Source organism: Alteromonas gracilis, from assembly GCF_036870955.2.
GTDB classification, from domain to species: Bacteria; Pseudomonadota; Gammaproteobacteria; order Enterobacterales; family Alteromonadaceae; genus Alteromonas; species Alteromonas gracilis_A.
Window position 1 is genome coordinate 1,155,429 of the sequence record NZ_CP145482.2, and the last position, 17,472, is coordinate 1,172,900.

9 protein-coding genes, 3 tRNA genes and 4 pseudogenes are annotated in these 17,472 nt (G+C 45.2%); 13 read left to right on the forward strand and 3 right to left on the reverse strand.

Translation table 11 applies throughout. The features are described from left to right. The first annotated feature begins 147 nt into the window (after positions 1-147). The 4 genes and pseudogenes from V6N89_RS05565 (at position 148) to betI (ending at position 5,846) form a co-directional block, all read left to right on the forward strand. Positions 148-802: pseudogene (locus tag V6N89_RS05565) on the forward strand (carbonic anhydrase). Positions 803-813: 11 nt separating this feature from the next. Further along, positions 814-2,452, forward strand: a pseudogene (locus V6N89_RS05570) (SulP family inorganic anion transporter). Between the two features lie 169 nt (positions 2,453-2,621). Then, positions 2,622-5,037, forward strand: a pseudogene (locus V6N89_RS05575) (TonB-dependent receptor domain-containing protein). Between the two features lie 227 nt (positions 5,038-5,264). Continuing rightward, on the forward strand, positions 5,265-5,846 hold the full coding sequence (gene betI, locus V6N89_RS05580; protein WP_338516703.1) for a transcriptional regulator BetI: 582 nt from the start codon (positions 5,265-5,267) through the stop codon (positions 5,844-5,846). Between the two features lie 157 nt (positions 5,847-6,003). On the opposite strand, the gene V6N89_RS05585 is transcribed toward betI, so the two are convergent. Then, entirely contained in the window at positions 6,004-8,079 is a 2,076-nt protein-coding gene (locus V6N89_RS05585) for a M13 family metallopeptidase (protein ID WP_338516705.1), read from the reverse strand. After that, a complete protein-coding gene (locus tag V6N89_RS05590) occupies positions 8,069-9,304 on the reverse strand; it encodes a GNAT family N-acetyltransferase (protein ID WP_338516706.1) in 1,236 nt (411 codons plus the stop codon). Before V6N89_RS05590 ends, V6N89_RS05585 begins: the two co-directional genes overlap by 11 nt. 147 nt (positions 9,305-9,451) lie before the next feature. On the opposite strand from V6N89_RS05590, the gene V6N89_RS05595 reads away from it, so the two are divergent. Beyond that, positions 9,452-9,901 (forward strand): regulatory protein RecX, encoded by a 450-nt coding sequence (locus V6N89_RS05595; protein WP_338516707.1) that lies wholly within the window; start codon positions 9,452-9,454, stop codon positions 9,899-9,901. On the opposite strand, the gene V6N89_RS05600 is transcribed toward V6N89_RS05595, so the two are convergent. Then, entirely contained in the window at positions 9,888-10,046 is a 159-nt protein-coding gene (locus tag V6N89_RS05600; RefSeq protein ID WP_338516709.1) for a hypothetical protein, read from the reverse strand. The genes V6N89_RS05595 and V6N89_RS05600 overlap by 14 nt on opposite strands. 100 nt (positions 10,047-10,146) lie before the next feature. Here V6N89_RS05600 and alaS point away from each other — a divergent pair, with 100 nt between their 5' ends. The 8 genes and pseudogenes from alaS to V6N89_RS05640 all read left to right on the forward strand — a co-directional run bounded on the left by alaS (position 10,147) and on the right by V6N89_RS05640 (position 17,408). Further along, positions 10,147-12,744, forward strand: coding sequence for an alanine--tRNA ligase (gene alaS / locus V6N89_RS05605; protein WP_338516710.1), 2,598 nt, complete (start codon positions 10,147-10,149; stop codon positions 12,742-12,744). Between the two features lie 133 nt (positions 12,745-12,877). Further along, positions 12,878-13,069 (forward strand): carbon storage regulator CsrA, encoded by a 192-nt coding sequence (csrA, locus tag V6N89_RS05610; RefSeq protein ID WP_012517705.1) that lies wholly within the window; start codon positions 12,878-12,880, stop codon positions 13,067-13,069. A gap of 354 nt (positions 13,070-13,423) precedes the next feature. Further along, a tRNA-Ser gene (locus V6N89_RS05615) sits at positions 13,424-13,515 on the forward strand. A 37-nt stretch (positions 13,516-13,552) separates the two neighbouring features. After that, a tRNA-Arg gene (locus V6N89_RS05620) sits at positions 13,553-13,629 on the forward strand. Positions 13,630-13,682: 53 nt separating this feature from the next. Beyond that, positions 13,683-13,759, forward strand: a tRNA-Arg gene (locus V6N89_RS05625). 473 nt (positions 13,760-14,232) lie between these two features. Next, the gene (locus tag V6N89_RS05630; RefSeq protein ID WP_338516713.1) at positions 14,233-14,439 is read left to right on the forward strand and encodes an OadG family protein; all 207 of its coding nucleotides are present in this window, start codon (positions 14,233-14,235) and stop codon (positions 14,437-14,439) included. A gap of 18 nt (positions 14,440-14,457) precedes the next feature. Beyond that, entirely contained in the window at positions 14,458-16,275 is a 1,818-nt protein-coding gene (gene oadA, locus V6N89_RS05635) for a sodium-extruding oxaloacetate decarboxylase subunit alpha (protein ID WP_338516714.1), read from the forward strand. 3 nt (positions 16,276-16,278) lie between these two features. Further along, positions 16,279-17,408: pseudogene (locus V6N89_RS05640) on the forward strand (sodium ion-translocating decarboxylase subunit beta). Positions 17,409-17,472: the final 64 nt, after the last annotated feature.

The following is a 17,472-nucleotide window of genomic DNA, read 5'->3' on the forward strand; positions in this document are numbered from 1 at the left end:
CACTCTTTTACTATGCTTATACTAATGATTTTTTCTTCACTGATAGTAAATGGCTATCGCGAGCTTGTATATTAAACTATTAATCTATCAAGTGACACTGACCAGTCAAGATAATCATTATAAGTACAAATTCATTGGGAGTAATTTATGGATCATGTTATCTCAGGTGTGGCTAAGTTCCAGAAAGAAGTGTATCCGAACAAAAAGGCTACGTTTCAAAAATTGGCTACTCAATCAAAATCCAGAAGTCCTCTTCATCACGTGTTCAGATTCTCGTATCGACCCTAATCTAGTAACGCAAACTGATCCCGGCGAGCTTTTTATATGCAGAAACGCGGGCAATATCGTCCCTCCTCACAGTAATCAAACTGGTGGTATGACAGCGTCTATCGAATTCGCTGTTGCGGCGCTGGGCGTATCGCACATTGTTATTTGTGGCCACACAGATTGTGGTGCAATGAAAGGCGCGATTAATCCTGCTGGCCTGGACTCGCTTCCACATGTAAAAGAGTGGTTAGGTCACTGTCGTGCAGCCACTGACGTAGTTAAAGAGCGCTGCGGTCACGACGCGCTGTCGTTAGATGATCTTGAAGCAGTGACAAAAGAAAACGTTGTTCAGCAAATTCAACACCTTCGTACTCACCCTGCGGTAGCAGCTAAGATTGCTACTGGCCAGGTAAAACTTCACGGCTGGGTCTACAACATCGGTTCAGGTGAAGTACTTTGCTACAACAACGAAAACGGCGAGTTTGTCTCTATGGACCAAGCCGCTGCAGAGGCGCAACTAGCGCGAGCTGAGTAAGGTAGTGCAGTATGGTTAAAATTAATCTTTCCAATTTGCGGGGCGACTTTACCGACGGTTTGACCGCAGGTATTGTGGCGCTGCCACTCGCGCTAGCATTAGGTGTAGCTTCAGGCCTAGGCCCGATGGCTGGATTGTATGGTGCGATTGCCGTGGGCTTCTTTGCTGCCTTATTTGGCGGCACTCCAGCTCAAATTTCAGGTCCTACAGGGCCTATGGTAGTTGTGTTAGTAGGTTTGTTTGCAAGTCTTTCTGGTGACGCAAGCCTTATTTTTACCGCCGTTATTCTTGCTAGGTATATTCCAAATCGTTTTTGGGGTTTTAGGTGTAGGCCAATACATCAGGTTGGTGCCATACCCGGTTATCTCTGGTTTTATGTCAGGCATTGGCGCCATCATCATTATTCTGCAGATAGGGCGCCTATTGGGGCATGAACCTCCAGGCGGGACCATTGGCGCATTAACGTATTTGCCGACTGCGCTGGCAGACATTGACTTTGCTACCTTAGCACTGGGCCTTGGTACGCTCGTAATTGCATATAAATGGCCAACCGCTTTGGGTAAGTATGTGCCAGGTGCTTTGGCTGCATTAATCATTGGTACCCTAGTAAGTTTGGCGCTGAGTGTTCCAGTATTAGGTAATATCCCAACAGGTCTTCCAAGCCTTCACCTTCCAGTATTTGACCAAAGCAAAGCGCTACTTATTTTAGAAGCCGCTTTCATTCTGGCAGTACTGGGTGCTATTGATAGCCTTCTTACATCTTTGGTTGCAGACAACATGACGCGTAGCCGCCATGACAGCAATAAAGAGCTAATCGGTCAGGGTATCGGTAATACCTTTGCAGGTCTTATCGGTGGTATTGCTGGCGCTGGCGCCACGATGCGTACGGTAGTAAATATTCGCAGCGGTGGTAAATACAACATCTCTGGTATGGTTCACGCGCTAGTGTTGCTTGCAATCGTACTGGGATTAAGTCCACTAGCGGCTCAAATTCCACACGCGGTACTAGCGGGTATCCTTGTGAAAGTTGGTTTAGATATTATCGATTGGAGCTACCTGAAGCGTGCACACAAAGGCCCTCGTTGGGACTTTGGCCTTATGCTAATGGTATTGGCACTTACGGTATTTGTAGACCTCATTACTGCTGTTGGTGTAGGTGTTGTGTTTGCTGCACTTGCTTATGTGAAGCAAATTGCACAGCTACAAATCGAAGAGCTGAAGAAAATTCCTGATTCACTTAACGATCCTAAAGAGAATGAGCTGCTTGAATCATTAAAAGACAAAGTGTCTATCTTCAGTTTCGGTGGACCACTTAGCTTCGGTGCAGCAGCGGATTTAGGACATCATGTAAGAGAGCGTGTGCAACCGGGTTCAAAAGTCACCATTTTAGACTTCTCACGAGTGCCTCTAATGGACGTGTCAGCCGCTATGGCAGTAGATACGGTAATGTCTGATGCGGCAGCCGCAGGACGTATACTGCTTATCTGTGGTGCGAACGAAGAGGTAAACAAAGTATTGGAAGGCGTTAATGAAGCGCACCCAGGTATTCCAAACTTTGATACGCTGCATAACGCATTGGTATATGCCAAAAAGCAGGTGTCAGGCACGAGCAGCGGACCGCATAGTTTCCAAGCCGCAGCCCGCGCCTAAAACCAAATAATTACTTCCTTTTTCAGCCCTCCCTTTGGAGGGCTTTTTTATTGACGTCGCTTTCTGGTAATTTTTTATTAATTGAACGTTCAATTAAGCTTAACGTAAATGTAACAAAGCCTCTCTATTGTGTTGGTCAAACATGACACAACAATAAACGGAACACACAATGGGAAAACATCACAAACTCTCTTTAGCGATACTTGCTGCCTTATCTTCAATGCCATATGCCTTTGCAGAAGACGCTGTCGCCGACGGCGAAGAGCGTATGGAAGAAATCACAGTTGTTGGGCGTAGCGTATCGTATGCTAACAATGCGACCAGCGAAGATATGTTCAAACAGCAAGCTAACTTAAGCAGTGTACTTGCCGCTGTTGATAACCTTCCTGGCGTATTAATAAACGAGGGTGATACGTTCGGTGCAGATGACTGGTCAACGTCAATTGTTATTCGCGGTTTTCAGGTAAACCTGAACGAACAGCAAATCGGTATGACAGTGGACGGCATTGCCAATGGTAATTCTAATTATGGTGGTGGCGCTAAGGCTAATCGCTATATTGATACCGAAAACGTGAGAGGCGTAGAGGTGTCACAAGGTACTGCGGATATCGCGTCTCGTTCTCATGAAGCACTTGGCGGAACCTTGAATTTCACCACAATTAATCCTTCAATGGAGCAAGGCCTTGTGACTAGTGTGACGGCTTAGTGAGTTTGATGCTTCTAAGTTCTATGTGCGTTATGAAACAGGCGAAATTTTCAAAGACACCTATGCGTGGGTGAGCTTATCAACGCAAGAAAGCTCTGACTTCATGCAGCAGGCTGCCGAGAATACTCGTGATCACGTGGCAATGAAGATAATTTCAAATATTAACGATGTGGCCCTTACAGGCTATGTCTCTTATGATGACACGCACGAAGATAACTACCAGCGCATTTACGGGTTAGCGCAATATGAGCAAAATCCGCATTGGGATCAACTTACTGATGAATGGACTGGAATACCTTATCAAGACCAAGCATATCGTCGCGGTTGGTCTACGCTACGAGAAAATTTATTTGCTTACCTTCAAGCTGACTTCACCCTTGGTGCCCTAGATGTTACTGCAAACGCCTATTATCACGACAACGAAGGTCGCGGTGATTGGGTTCCGCCTTATTTGGTTGATGTCGCAGATGACGGCGATGCTGGTCACTCTGAACTCGTTAACGGTAATACCGTTTTTGGTGGCGCAGCGCTTGGTCAATTTTACTTTGTCGATAGAGCGGGTAACCAGTTAAGCCCACTTGCCGGTTGTGCAAGTGCGATTACGTTCCCTTATGGAGGCGCTGGTGCAGAGTACGATCCTGGGTGTCATGAGCAAGGTGCTATCCCAGTAGGCTCTTATCGTCATACTCACTACAACAAAGAGCGTATTGGTTTTAATGCTGACGCCGTTTGGTACACAAGAATCGGTGATTTCGACAATACACTGCGATTTGGTATTTGGTGGGAAGATTATGAGCGAGACGAGTCGCGAGACTGGCATAAAATTACCAATTCATCAATTAGCTATGACTTCAATGAAACACCATATTGGGTGCAGTACGACAGAAGTTTCCCTGTTGATACCTTGATGTATTACGTTGAAGATGAGTTGGATCTTGGTGTGGCGCGTGTGCGCGTTGGTGCTAAGAAATTTAACGTGGATATTGCGAAAAACGACAACTTTGATGCAAGCAATAATCTAGATGTGAATACTGACTCAGACACACTGTTTTCAGCGGGTATTGTTGCGCCAATGCCAATTGACGGACTTGAAGTATTCGCAGGTTATGGCGAAAACTTTGCTGCAATCAAAGATGCTCAGCTAGAACGTGATGACACTGACTTGCGTTTTATCAAGCCTGAGACTGCGGACAATATAGATGTTGGTTTCCGTTATTCTTCGCCAGGCTTCAACGCTAGCGTGACTTATTACACCATTGAGTTTAACGACCGTATTCAATTTACCAGTAATGAAACATCAACAGGTATCGACTTCTTAGAAGCGGCTGCGGGTGGTTACCGAAATGTAGGCGGTATAGAGTCAAACGGTGTAGAAATTTCTGCCGACGTCATGCTAACCGACACGCTATCATTGTTCACATCAGTCACCTTGAGTGAGTCTGAGTACATTGCGACCATCGGCGGTACAGGAACCCAGTACGATACGCTTGCAGATGCGCAAGCTGCAATTGATGATCCTAACAACCCTGAAACATCTCTTGTCGCCGTCGAAGGTAATACCGTACTTGGCACGCCTGATACCATGGCGGTACTTAGCTTAGATTGGGCGAAAGACAACTACTTTGCAGGTATTTCGACGAAATATGTAGATAGCCGTTTTCTTGATATTTATAACAGCGCTGAAGTTGACGACTACATTGTAAGCGATTTGTATATCGGTGGTTTTGTTGAAAATATGGGGGCGGGCATTGAGGAGTTAGAAGTTCGCTTAACTGTCAACAATTTGTTCGATGACGATTACGCTTCTACCGTGGCGCCTGGCGCCTTCTGGATTGGTGCTCCCCGCGCTGTTGCGCTTAACGCACGCTTAACCTTTTAAACGTGTTACTATGCCTGCGAAGCATTGCCTTCGCAGGCATAGGCTTAATGTAGAACGTGTTGACCTTTGCCGTGCTAAGTTACCCGAGCAGTTATGCAGAACCCGCTTATTTCGTACGCAGTAAAGAATGTACAGCAAAGGTCAACTCGCTCTTTATATACCTATTGATACTCATTGCATGAATGGGCTTTAATAGACATGTTTGTTAAAAGGTTTGGAGTTGTAACATGCCCAAGGTGGGAATGGAGCCAGTTCGTAAGAAACAGTTAATCGAAGCTACACTTTCGGTAATGGCAGAAGTTGGATATCACGGAACGACGATTAGTTTAATCGCCAAGCGCGCGGGGCTTTCTTCCGGCATTATCAGCCATTATTTTGGTGATAAACAGGGACTTATCGAAGCTACTATGCGCCACTTACTTGATGCGCTAAAAATTACCCAGCCTATCGAAAATCCGTTAGATAGAATCGACTTCATTATCGAAAATAACTTCTCTCAAACGCAAGGTGCAAGCTCTGCTACCAATACATGGTTTAACTTCTGGGCGTTGTCACTTCATGATGAAACGCTACATAGGCTGCAATGCGTTAATCATAAACGTTTGGAAAGTAACCTAGCATCAAGCTTTAGGTTGTTGTTAAAAAAGGAGCACGTGAAAAATGCGGCTTCTTCAACCGCTGCACTTATTGATGGATATTGGCTACGTTATGCAATGGGAAGCGTAGGTAATGGCGATTTCTCTGATGCGGTGGTAAGGGTTAAACAGTATGTGAGAGACTTGATCAGCCAATATGGAAAATCTCACTAACGGCTTTTAGGTGAGTTAGCAACGCTGACTCAATATAAAAAGGGGCAATAAATCAAACGGTTTATTGCCCCTTTTTTGTTTTTGTTGCGACATCGTTATGCCTTGCCAGCGGCATGCTGTTAAGCATGAGCTGGCGCAAAGATTAAACCTTAGTCTTTTACCAGATGCGTACACGCTCTTCTGGTGCTAGATAAAGGGCATCTCCTGGCTTAACGTCAAAAGCTTCATACCATGCGTCATGGTTACGCGGTGCTTGTGCTCTAAAGCGACCTGGCGCGTGGGTACCCGCGCGTAATTGGTTTAGCATGCTTTGTTCGGTACGCTTTTCTTTCCATACTTGCGCCCATGCTAAGAAGAAGCGTTGGTCGCCAGTGAGCCCGTCAATTACAGGTGCTTCTTTGCCATTCAAGCTAAGTTTGTAAGCGTGGTAGGCCATAGCAAGACCACCTACATCGCCAATGTTCTCACCTAGGCTATTGCGACCGTTGACGAAGTTGCCCTCGATAGGCTCGTACTGGCTATATTGTTCAGCCAACATATCAGCTTTTTCTTCAAACGCAGCGCGGTCAGCATCTGTCCACCAATTGCGCTGAATACCGTTTGCATCTGATTTAGACCCTTGGTCGTCGAATCCGTGACCCATTTCGTGGCCAATAACAGCACCAATCGCGCCGTAGTTAACTGCCGGGTCGGCATTAGGGTCGAAGAATGGTGGCTGTAGGATAGCAGCAGGGAATACAATTTCATTGAATGAGCTATTGTAATAAGCATTTACACGTTGAGGTGTCATGCCCCAGCGGTTGCGATCAGTTTTCTCTAGCTCACGTTCAACAGACTGCGCGTGGAAGAACTTACGCAAGTTGTGAACGTTACCAATAAGATCTTTCTCACTGATCTCTAGCCCATCAAAAGACTGCCATTCGTCTGGGTAACCAATTTTAGGGTTAAACGCCATAAGCTTTTCTTTGGCATTAACTTTGGTCTCTTCACCCATCCAATCAAGGTTGTCGATGCGCTCGCCAAGTGCCGTGCGAAGGTTTTCAACTAGCTCGGCCATTTGTGTTTTTGAGCTTTCTGGGAAGTACTCGTTGACGTAAATTTTGCCGATAGCAAAACCTAGCGATTCAGTGCCTGACATTTGGCTTACTGCGCGCTTCCAGCGAGGACGAGGCTCTTGTTGACCGCTAAGCGTGCGGCCAAAGAAGTCAAAATTGGCCAAATAAATGTCTTCAGACAATAAACCTGCATTATTCGAAATTGTGTGATATTTCAAATACGCCTTCCAATCTGCCAAATCAGCTTCATTAATAATACTGATAACACCTTTTACAGGCTCAGGCTGAGTGATGTTTAATTCAGGTACTTTGTAACCTGTTTGTGCAAAATACGTGTCCCAGTCAAAACCTGGATACTCGTCAGAAAGCTTACTACGCTCAATTTGGTTTAGCGTTAAATCGCGGTTACGACGTTTTTCACGTGGCCACTGTACTTCTGCAATTTGCGTCTCAAGCGCTAAGATCTTTGCCGCTTTTTCCGCAGCATTCTCTTCACCTGCAAAGCCTAACATCTGTTCGATGTGTGCAACATACGCCTCGCGAATCTTCACAAAGCGCTCTGAGTCGCTTAGGTAGTAGTCGCGATCAGGAAGACCAAGACCGCCCACGCCTACGCTAAGTTGATATTCATTTGGATCTAGGCGGTTGTACCACATACCGCCGCCAATAGGTGCCGTTGAGCCTACAAGCCAACTATTTCCAAACGCGACAGTGAGGTCTTTGGTATTTTCTATACTATCAATTGAATCTAATACGTCTTGAATAGGCGAGATACCTTTTTCGTTAATGGTATCGGTATCCATGTATGCGACGAAGAAGTCGTGAACAAGCTTTTCTTCAGCGTTCAATGACTCTTTTTCCGCTAGCCCATCAATGATATTTTTTACTTGCTCTTCGCTGCGCTCAGCCAATCCGGTAAATGCACCAAAGCGCGTTTTATCAGCAGGTAGTTCATAGTTGTCATACCATGTACCGCTGGCGTACATGAAAAAATCATCACCAGGCTTGATGGCCTCATTGCGTGCAGTTAAGTCTACACCAAACGAGCCTAGTTCTGCTTCGCCTTTAACGGGGGCTGACTCTGCTGCTGCGGTTTGCTCTTTTACTTGCTCAGACTGGCCACAGCCTGCAAGACCTAATGATGCCGCAATCGCTACGGCAAGTAGTTTATGTTTCATAGTTTTTCTCGTTGTGATTATGAGTGTCGTCGTTAGGGTGAATGACACTTGTTGTTTTTAAATAAGGCACAAATTCCTTGTTAAACGGTAAAGCATTCCGTGCCTGATTAAAATAGTCAGCAAGATGTTGTGTTTCTTGCTGTAAAAACTGCGCAACAGCTTGATGGAAGGCACCTTCAAAAAGACGGTGCTGTGACTGGCAATAAATAGGTTCGAATCCGCGAAGAATTTTATGTTCTCCCTGCGTTCCAGGGTTGAAAAGCGGAAGTGTGTTACTGATAGCAAACGCAATGCCTTCAAAATAACAACACGCGAAATGTAACCCACTGATGTCTTTCAGTGCTCCCCAGTATCGACCGTAAAGGCCTGTTTCATCATAAAAAAATAGCGAGCAGGCGACGGGTTCGTTATATTCTTTTGCGGTAATGATAAGCATGTTGTCTGCCATCGTTTCGACTAGTTGACGAAAAAAGGCGGCATTAAGATATCCCGTATGTCCACTTCGTTTTAAATACGTGGCCTGATAACACTTTATAAAGAAGTCTAAAGTTTTTTCATCGATGGACTGTCCACTGCTATGGACGAATTGGATCCCCTTTTCTTGGTGAATCCGTCTTTGTTTCTTTATATCTTTGCGTTTTCGAGATGTCAGTGTGGCTAAGAAATCATCGAATTGATTGTAGCCGTAGTTGTGCCATTGAAATTGCACATTAAAACGAGATAGGTGGTTGCTGTCTCTCCATGCATCTTTTTCGTCGTTTGCGTTAAAAAGCCAATGCGCAGATGAGAGTGACACGCCGTAGTTGTTTTCACAATATCGTGCCAATTCCGTATTGATGTTGTTAAGCAGTTCGTCATTGACCTTTACGCCATCGGCTACTAATAAGCGTTTGCCCGACACCGGAGTAAAAGGGATAGCGCTTATCCACTTTGGATAGTAATCGAGGCCATGTTGATGATACGCGTTGGCCCACGCATGGTCGAACACGTACTCGCCATAACTGTGCGTCTTTAGATAGCCAGGAATAGCCGCTACAATATGGTCGTTGTCCGTAACAATAATGTGGCATGGCTGCCAACCTGATTCGTTAGTACAGCAGTCACTAAGTTCAAGCGCATGCAGAAACGCGTGTTGCAGAAACGGACCTTCGCCCCTTGCGAGAGTATTCCATTGAACTACGGGGATCTGCCCTATATTGTTGATTATTGTTATCGTGTAATTCATTGCCAATACGCAAATTAGTTACTGAGTGCATTTGAAACACAGTCATAACGCACGCTTATTGCCGTTAATCGTGCTACTTTCGCCGCTGCTAACACTGCAACGATACGGCGCTTAATACGTAACGAAAAGAAGAGTAAGTTCACAAAAATGTCAGAGTTTGACAGAAAAATCATCACAGAAGCGATTACTCGCATGCTGGCACGACGAGAGCATAGCTACAAAGAGATTGCGCAGAAGCTTAAACAAAAAGGGATAGAAAGCGCCGCATTCACCCCCATATTAGACGAGTTCAGAGATGCTGATATACAAAGTGATGCGCGTTTTGCAGAAAGCCGAACTCGTGCGCTATATCTAAAGGGCAAAGGCCCTCGAACCATTAAATTAGATTTACAGCAATACGGAATAGATGAGTATTGCGTGGAGCAAGCATTTGACGAAATCTCACCAGATTGGTTCGAAAGCGCTAAGGCGGTCAAAATCAAGAAGTTTGGTGAGTTCTACGAGTCAGATTACACGCTTCGACTGAAGCAAAAACAGTTTCTACAGTATCGAGGGTTCTATCAAGAACACATCGAATATGCCGTCAGCGGCGATTAATTCGATGAATAGCGGCTATATGGCACTTTTCTGTGCATATTTCTCGCTGAGAACGCTCGCTTAGGCTTAACAAAAATGCGCTATCCATGGTATCGTTGCGCAAATCTGTGCGCATAACTTTTGCACCGCGCGTCGCTTTATTCATTAAAGTCATTTTTTAGCTTGGCTTTGCGACAAACACATGTGGTATAGCTGTTATGTGGCTTGCACATCATATTAATCGACTAAAGGAAGTTAGGTTTTCAATGACATTATCAACTGCTGACTTGCGTAACAAGTTTATCGAATATTTCAAAAGTCACGGCCACCAAGCAGTGGCCAGCTCGTCACTGGTTCCAGCAGATGATCCCACACTTCTTTTTACCAACGCGGGTATGAACCAATTTAAAGATACGTTTTTAGGTGCTGAAAAGCGCAGCTATTCGCGTGCCGTTTCCTCGCAGCGTTGCGTTCGAGCGGGTGGTAAGCATAACGATTTAGAAAATGTGGGTTATACCGCGCGCCACCATACCTTTTTTGAAATGCTTGGAAACTTTAGTTTCGGCGACTATTTCAAGAAAGAAGCCATTGAATTTGCATGGACATTCCTAACTCAAGAAGTTGGTCTTCCAAAAGAAAAGTTACTTGTTACCGTTTATTCAGAAGATGACGAAGCATTCGATATCTGGGAGAACCATATTGGTGTCCCGAAAGAAAAGATTATTCGAATTAGTACGTCTGACAACTTTTGGTCTATGGGGGATACAGGTCCTTGTGGTCCATGTTCTGAAATTTTTTACGACCATGGTGAGCACATTTGGGGAGGTCCTCCAGGGACTCCTGAAGAAGACGGTGACCGCTTCATTGAAATTTGGAACTTGGTATTCATGCAGTTCAATAAGCAATCTGATGGAACCATGGAGCCGCTTCCAAAGCCTTCAATTGACACTGGGATGGGGCTTGAGCGTATTTCAGCAATTCTGCAGAATGTACACAGCAACTATGAAATTGACCTATTCCAAAATCTAATAAAGTCAGCGGCTTCAATCGTTGGCACAGACGATTTAGAGAACAAATCGTTGCGCGTTATTGCTGACCATATTCGCTCATGTAGCTTCCTTATTTGTGACGGTGTAATGCCATCTAACGAAGGCCGCGGCTACGTGTTGCGTCGCATCATTCGTCGCGCTGTTCGTCACGGCTACAAGCTGGGCGCCAACGACATTTTCTTCTACAAGCTTGTAGCATCGCTTGCAAAAGAAATGGGTGAAGCTTACCCAGAGCTTGTGGACCAACTACCAGTCGTTGAAAAAGTACTTCGTGTGGAAGAAGAACAGTTCAGTAAAACACTGGCCCGTGGTATGGCAATGTTGAATGAGACACTAGAAGGCCTTGAAGGGGACACCATCCCTGGGGATGTTGTCTTTAAGTTATACGACACATACGGCTTTCCAACTGACTTGACCAACGATGTTGCCCGTGAGCACGAACTTAAGATTGACGAAGAAGGCTTCGAAGCTGCAATGCAGGCACAGCGTGCACGCGCACAGCAAGCGAGCAACTTTGGTGCTGACTACAATAATAAGTTGGCGGTAGAGCACGAAACAGCGTTTACTGGATATACGGATGTTGAGGGCCAAGCAAACGTCGTTGAACTCATTGCTGACAATGCCTTTGTCGAGAAACTTGAAGATGGTCAAGAAGGTGTGGTGGTCTTGGATAGCACACCGTTCTACGCTGAAAGTGGTGGCCAAGCAGGTGACAAAGGCGTGTTGCGCGTGGCTAACGGCGAGTTTGTTGTCACCGACACGCAAAAAATGGGCAATGCTTTTGCACACAAAGGCGTTGCTAAAGGGCAAGTTGCCAAGGGCGACACGGCGACGGCTGCGATAGACGCTGCCAACCGTGAGGCGATTAAAAAGAATCATAGTGCAACACATTTACTTCATGCAGCACTGCGTGAAATTTTAGGTGATCACGTTACGCAAAAGGGGTCGTTGGTTGAAGCGCCACGACTTCGTTTCGACTTCTCGCATTTCGAAGGCGTGACCGCTGAACAACTGGCGCAAATTGAACGCCGTGTAAATGAAGAGGTAAGAGCTAACCATGCGCTTGCCACTGAGCTTATGGAGCTTGAAGAGGCAAAGGCGTCTGGCGCAATGGCGCTGTTTGGTGAAAAGTACGACGAAAAAGTTCGTGTTGTCACAATGGGACCATTTTCAGTGGAGCTATGTGGTGGTACGCACGTTACACGCACTGGTGACATTGGCTTGTTTAAAATTACCAGTGAAGCTGGTATTGCGTCTGGTGTCCGCCGTATAGAAGCTGTCACGGGTGAGCAAGCTATTGAACTTGTACAAAGCCAGCAAGCTACGCTTGCATCATTGTCGGCGATGCTTAAAACCGATAGTCAAAACGTGCTTGAACGCGTTACATCATTGCAAAATCAGACTAAAGAATTAGAAAAATCGCTTAATTCTGCCAAACAAAAACTGGCGAGTCAGCAAGGTGCTGATATGCTTAGTAATGCGGTAGAGATAAATGGCGTAAAAGTACTGGTTGCTAATTTAGAAGGTGTTGAAGCGAAATCGTTGCGTGCAATGATGGATGACATTAAAAACCGAATTGGCGAAGGTATCGTAGTACTAGGTGTAGCTAACGAAGCAAAAGTGAATCTTATTGCTGGTGTAACTAAAAACCTTACAAGCAAAGTGAAGGCTGGCGAACTAGTTAATTTCGTCGCATCGCAAGTGGGAGGCAAGGGCGGCGGTCGTCCTGATATGGCCCAAGCGGGTGGTGATAAGCCGGAAAACCTTGCTACTGCGTTAGAATCCGTTAACGCATGGTTGCAGGATAAGCTATAATTATTTCTGTATATAACAGTGGGTTTTTGAAGTGACACAGAAACAAGGAATCACTGTCGTTAATACTGGGTCGTGCTTAGGTGTTAGCAAATCTAAATGGATATGTTCAGTTATAAGGAACAGGAGCAAGCGAATGCTTATTTTGACTCGTCGAGTTGGTGAAACGCTTATGGTCGGTGACGATGTAACCGTTACTGTGTTAGGCGTAAAAGGGAATCAGGTACGTATCGGTGTGAATGCACCAAAAGAAGTTTCTGTGCACCGTGAAGAAATTTATATGCGCATTCAAGCAGAAAAAGGTGGCCAACCAGGCTCTGCGGAATAAACGCTACAAAGTGTCTTCATAGAAAAGGTCAGCAATAGCTGGCCTTTTTTGTTTTTGACACTCTTTCTACTTGGACTTTGCGTAGCAATAAGAAGTTTTTAAGCGTAAAACATAAAAAAATCTGCAAATTTTTTCAAAAATGAACTAAGTTTTTATAAGTAGATCGTTAGTGTTACATGTTTTTTTGCACTGTAGAATTGTAGGTTAGCTTTGAAAAATCAAAGAAAAGTGTATGCAGGATAACCAAAATACCTTTTTTTTGAACGAATCGGTCAAAATGCCAGCGAGTGAACAATTTCTTTATAAAAAAGGTTTGACTCGCGCCCGTGAATCCGTAAAATGCACCGCACTTCCGGAGAGGTGGGTGAGTGGCTGAAACCAGTTCCCTGCTAAGGAACCATACGCATATACGCGTATCGAGGGTTCGAATCCCTCCCTCTCCGCCATTATTCGTTGATAGTGGCAGTCAACAAAAAGTTTTGCGCGTGTGTAGCTCAGCTGGATAGAGTACCTGGCTACGAACCAGGCGGTCGGAGGTTCGAATCCTTCCACACGCGCCACTGATTTAAAAGTGTCACCTTTTGAAGTAAAATTCAAAAGTATAAAAGTTAACGCGTGTGTAGCTCAGCTGGATAGAGTACCTGGCTACGAACCAGGCGGTCGGAGGTTCGAATCCTTCCACACGCGCCATATAAGAAAGCCCACCTCATTGAGGTGGGTTTTTTTATATCTGTTTGAAACGATTTGAACCGATAAGAGGTTCGATGAAAAGTTTTCTTGCGAGCATACTTGCTACCACAGAGTTACCGCTAAACGCTGCTTTCCTGACCTTGTTACTTCCTCTTGTTTATCTTATCTATACCAGTGCATACTAAAACACAGCGCCCTCAAAATGATTTATATTGTTTTGCAAAAATATGTGTTTTGATGGCCCAAAGTTGTATGAATTTGCGTTTTTATAAGCAATTTTTGGTTTTTTATTCTATTTCGTTGTTTTTTTAAAATCACCATGATACTTATATCTGCCGCGTGATATTCCATTCTGTACTTTTGAGTATTTCGATGGATTCGCGCACTGGTATTACATAAAACAAGGTTGAACATGAATTCGGAATCTGTTGCTAGTTTGCTGTTTGAAGCTAAGCTCGTTAATGTTAATAGGGATGCTATTCGTATTTTCATTTCTTGGGCTTCTTATCATTTGTATTCACCTGATTGCACGATTCTGCGAAGCGTTTCCTGGCGATGCTGTTGACACACCTGCCAGTCAAAAGAGTACTCAGCAAGCAATTCAACCTGGCATTGATGGAAATGTTATCGCCGCCATTTCTGCAGCCATTCACACACATCGAAACGCTACTAAAAAATAACCTAATTGGGGAAATACCATGTCTAAGCCACTGGCCTTAACCGAGCTAGTTCTCCGTGATGCCCACCAATCATTGTTAGCTACGCGTATGCGTACAGAGGACATGCTGCCTATTGCCGCACAAATAGATCAAGCTGGTTTTTGGTCTGTTGAATCGTGGGGTGGAGCGACTTTCGATGCGTGTATTCGATACCTAGGAGAAGATCCTTGGGAAAGAATAAGAAAGCTCAAGGCTGCCATGCCCAATACGAAGCAACAAATGCTTCTTAGAGGCCAAAACTTGTTGGGATATCGTCATTATGCTGACGATGTGGTAACGCGTTTTGTAGAGCGAGCACATGACAACGGTGTAGATGTGTTCAGAATCTTTGATGCCATGAACGACATTAGAAATTTAAAAACGGCAATTAAAGCGACCATTGAGTGTGGTGCTCATGCGCAGGGGACTATTTCATATACCGTTAGCCCTGTTCACAACTTGCAGCTCTGGCTTGATATGGCAAAGCAACTCGAAGATTTAGGCGTACATTCAATTTGCATTAAAGATATGGCTGGTTTGCTAAAGCCTTACGAATGTGAAGCACTGATTAAAGGCTTAAAAGCATCGGTAGATGTACCTATTGCAATGCAATGTCATGCGACAACAGGGTTGAGTACGGCGACGTATCAGAAAGCTATTGATGCGGGTATCGATATGCTTGATACCGCGATTTCTTCAATGAGTATGACATATGGGCATTCAGCGACTGAAACTATTGTATCTATCGTAGAAGGCACAGAGCGAGACACGGGTATATCGCTGCCACACCTTGAAGACATCGCCAGTTACTTTCGTGATGTACGTAAAAAATACAGCAAATTCGAAGGTAGTTTAAAAGGCGTTGATGCGCGTATCTTACTCGCTCAAGTCCCTGGTGGCATGTTGACGAATATGGAGAGTCAGCTTAAAGAGCAAGGAGCAGAAGACAAGTTTGAAGAAGTACTCAAAGAGATACCGCGAGTACGCGAAGACTTAGGTTTTATTCCCCTTGTGACACCTACATCGCAAATTGTTGGTACACAGTCTGTACTAAATGTACTGACAGGGGAGCGTTATAAGAGTATTACTAAAGAAACGGCTGGGGTACTGAAAGGCGAATACGGTGCTACCGCTGCTCCGGTAAACAAAGACTTGCAGGCGCGAGTCCTCGACGGTGGTCAGCCAATTACCTGTCGCCCTGCGGATAATATAGCGCCTGAAATGGAAGCATTAAGCGATGAGCTCGACGCGCTGGCCGAAAAGAAAGGTTTAACGTTATGTGAGCAGAAGGTAGACGATGTACTCACCTATGCGCTGTTTCCACAGATAGGTTTAAAGTTTATCGAGAATCGTGGTAATCCAGATGCGTTTGAACCCGCTCCATCACAGCAGGTGTCGCCATCTGAAGAATCAGAACAACCAACGGTTAAATCCAGTACAACTCCTCCAGAGACATCACAATCGCAGGCTTATGACGTAAATGTGGACGGCAAACTGTATCGCGTTGAGGTTGCCCCAAGTGGGACGTTAAGTCACGTATCGGCGCTGCCCCAAAGTACAACTAACCAAACATCATCTACGCCAGAACCTGAGCCGCTAGCGTCGGCTCAGGCGATTGAAGCGCCACTTGCGGGCAATGTATTTAAATTACTCGTTAGGGTAGGCGATGCAGTGCAAGAGGGCGATGTGGTAATGATACTTGAAGCCATGAAAATGGAAACGGAGATCAGAAGTGCCTTTACAGGCACTGTTTCAAGTATCTTAGTGGGTGAAGGCGACAGCGTAAGCAGTGGCCAACCGCTGATTAATTTGGGGTAGTTCATGGATAAACTAATGGTGCTATGGGAAAGCACAGCATTGGCCCATTTTGAATCTGGTCAACTTATTATGATGGCAGTGGGCTTCTCGCTGTTGTACCTCGCCATTGTGAAGAAATTTGAACCACTTTTACTTTTGCCTATAGGGTTTGGTGCCCTTTTGACAAATATACCGCTTGCAGGGTTTTCTGAGGCGGGAGGCTTGCTCTACTACATATACAAAATTGGTATTGATACCGGGGTATTTCCGCTGCTCATTTTCATGGGCGTCGGCGCGATGACAGACTTTAGTGCGCTCATCGCTAACCCTAAAATGCTGTTATTGGGCGCTGCGGCACAATTTGGAATTTTTGCGACGCTTTTTGGCGCTATTGCGCTTAACTGGGTACCTGGATTCGAATTCACGCTAAAAGACGCCAGTGCAATCGCCATAATAGGCGGAGCCGATGGCCCTACAGCCATATTTTTAGCGTCGCGACTTGCACCTGATTTACTTGGTGCTATTGCTGTGGCTGCTTATTCATACATGGCGCTTGTACCCATTATTCAACCTCCCATAATGAAAGCTCTTACTTCTAAAGCCGAACGTGAAATCAAGATGGACCAGCTGCGTAACGTATCAAAGCGTGAAAAAATCATTTTTCCGCTAGCGGTGCTGTTTATGACCATTTTGTTTTTGCCCGCGGCAACGCCTTTGGTCGGTATGTTTTGTTTCGGAAACTTGATGAAAGAGTGTGGTGTAGTAGATAGGTTAAGTAAAACCGCGCAAAACGAGCTTATCAATACAGTAACCATTTTTTAGGCCTTGCCGTAGGCTCTAAGTTGTCTGCGGATAAATTTCTTACTGTAGAAACCTTGGGTATTTTAGGTTTGGGGGCTATCGCATTTGCAATAGGTACCGCGGCAGGCGTGCTAATGGCAAAACTCATGAGCCGTTTATCTGGGGGGAGCATAAACCCGTTGATAGGTGCTGCTGGCGTGTCGGCCGTGCCAATGGCCGCGCGCGTTGTTAACAAAGTGGGACTTGAAGCAAACCCTCATAATTTTCTGTTGATGCACGCCATGGGCCCGAATGTAGCAGGCGTATTAGGCAGTGCTGTTGCTGCAGGTATATTGCTCGCATTGGTCGGGTAGCGAAGTTGAGCTAGGTGTTTTATTACACATAGCAAAAAGGGCACATGGTGTGCCCTTTTTGCGT

Excerpts from the sequence above, each read along its gene's own strand:
- csrA (WP_012517705.1), top strand. The coding sequence starts at position 12,878 with ATGCTTATTTTGACTCGTCGAGTTGGTGAAACGCTTATGGTCGGTGAC.
- V6N89_RS05600 (WP_338516709.1), bottom strand. The coding sequence starts at position 10,046 with ATGAATAAAGCGACGCGCGGTGCAAAAGTTATGCGCACAGATTTGCGC.
- V6N89_RS05595 (WP_338516707.1), top strand. The coding sequence starts at position 9,452 with ATGTCAGAGTTTGACAGAAAAATCATCACAGAAGCGATTACTCGCATG.
- V6N89_RS05590 (WP_338516706.1), bottom strand. The coding sequence starts at position 9,304 with ATGAATTACACGATAACAATAATCAACAATATAGGGCAGATCCCCGTA.
- oadA (WP_338516714.1), top strand. The coding sequence starts at position 14,458 with ATGTCTAAGCCACTGGCCTTAACCGAGCTAGTTCTCCGTGATGCCCAC.
- betI (WP_338516703.1), top strand. The coding sequence starts at position 5,265 with ATGCCCAAGGTGGGAATGGAGCCAGTTCGTAAGAAACAGTTAATCGAA.
- V6N89_RS05585 (WP_338516705.1), bottom strand. The coding sequence starts at position 8,079 with ATGAAACATAAACTACTTGCCGTAGCGATTGCGGCATCATTAGGTCTT.
- alaS (WP_338516710.1), top strand. The coding sequence starts at position 10,147 with ATGACATTATCAACTGCTGACTTGCGTAACAAGTTTATCGAATATTTC.
- V6N89_RS05630 (WP_338516713.1), top strand. The coding sequence starts at position 14,233 with ATGCTATTCGTATTTTCATTTCTTGGGCTTCTTATCATTTGTATTCAC.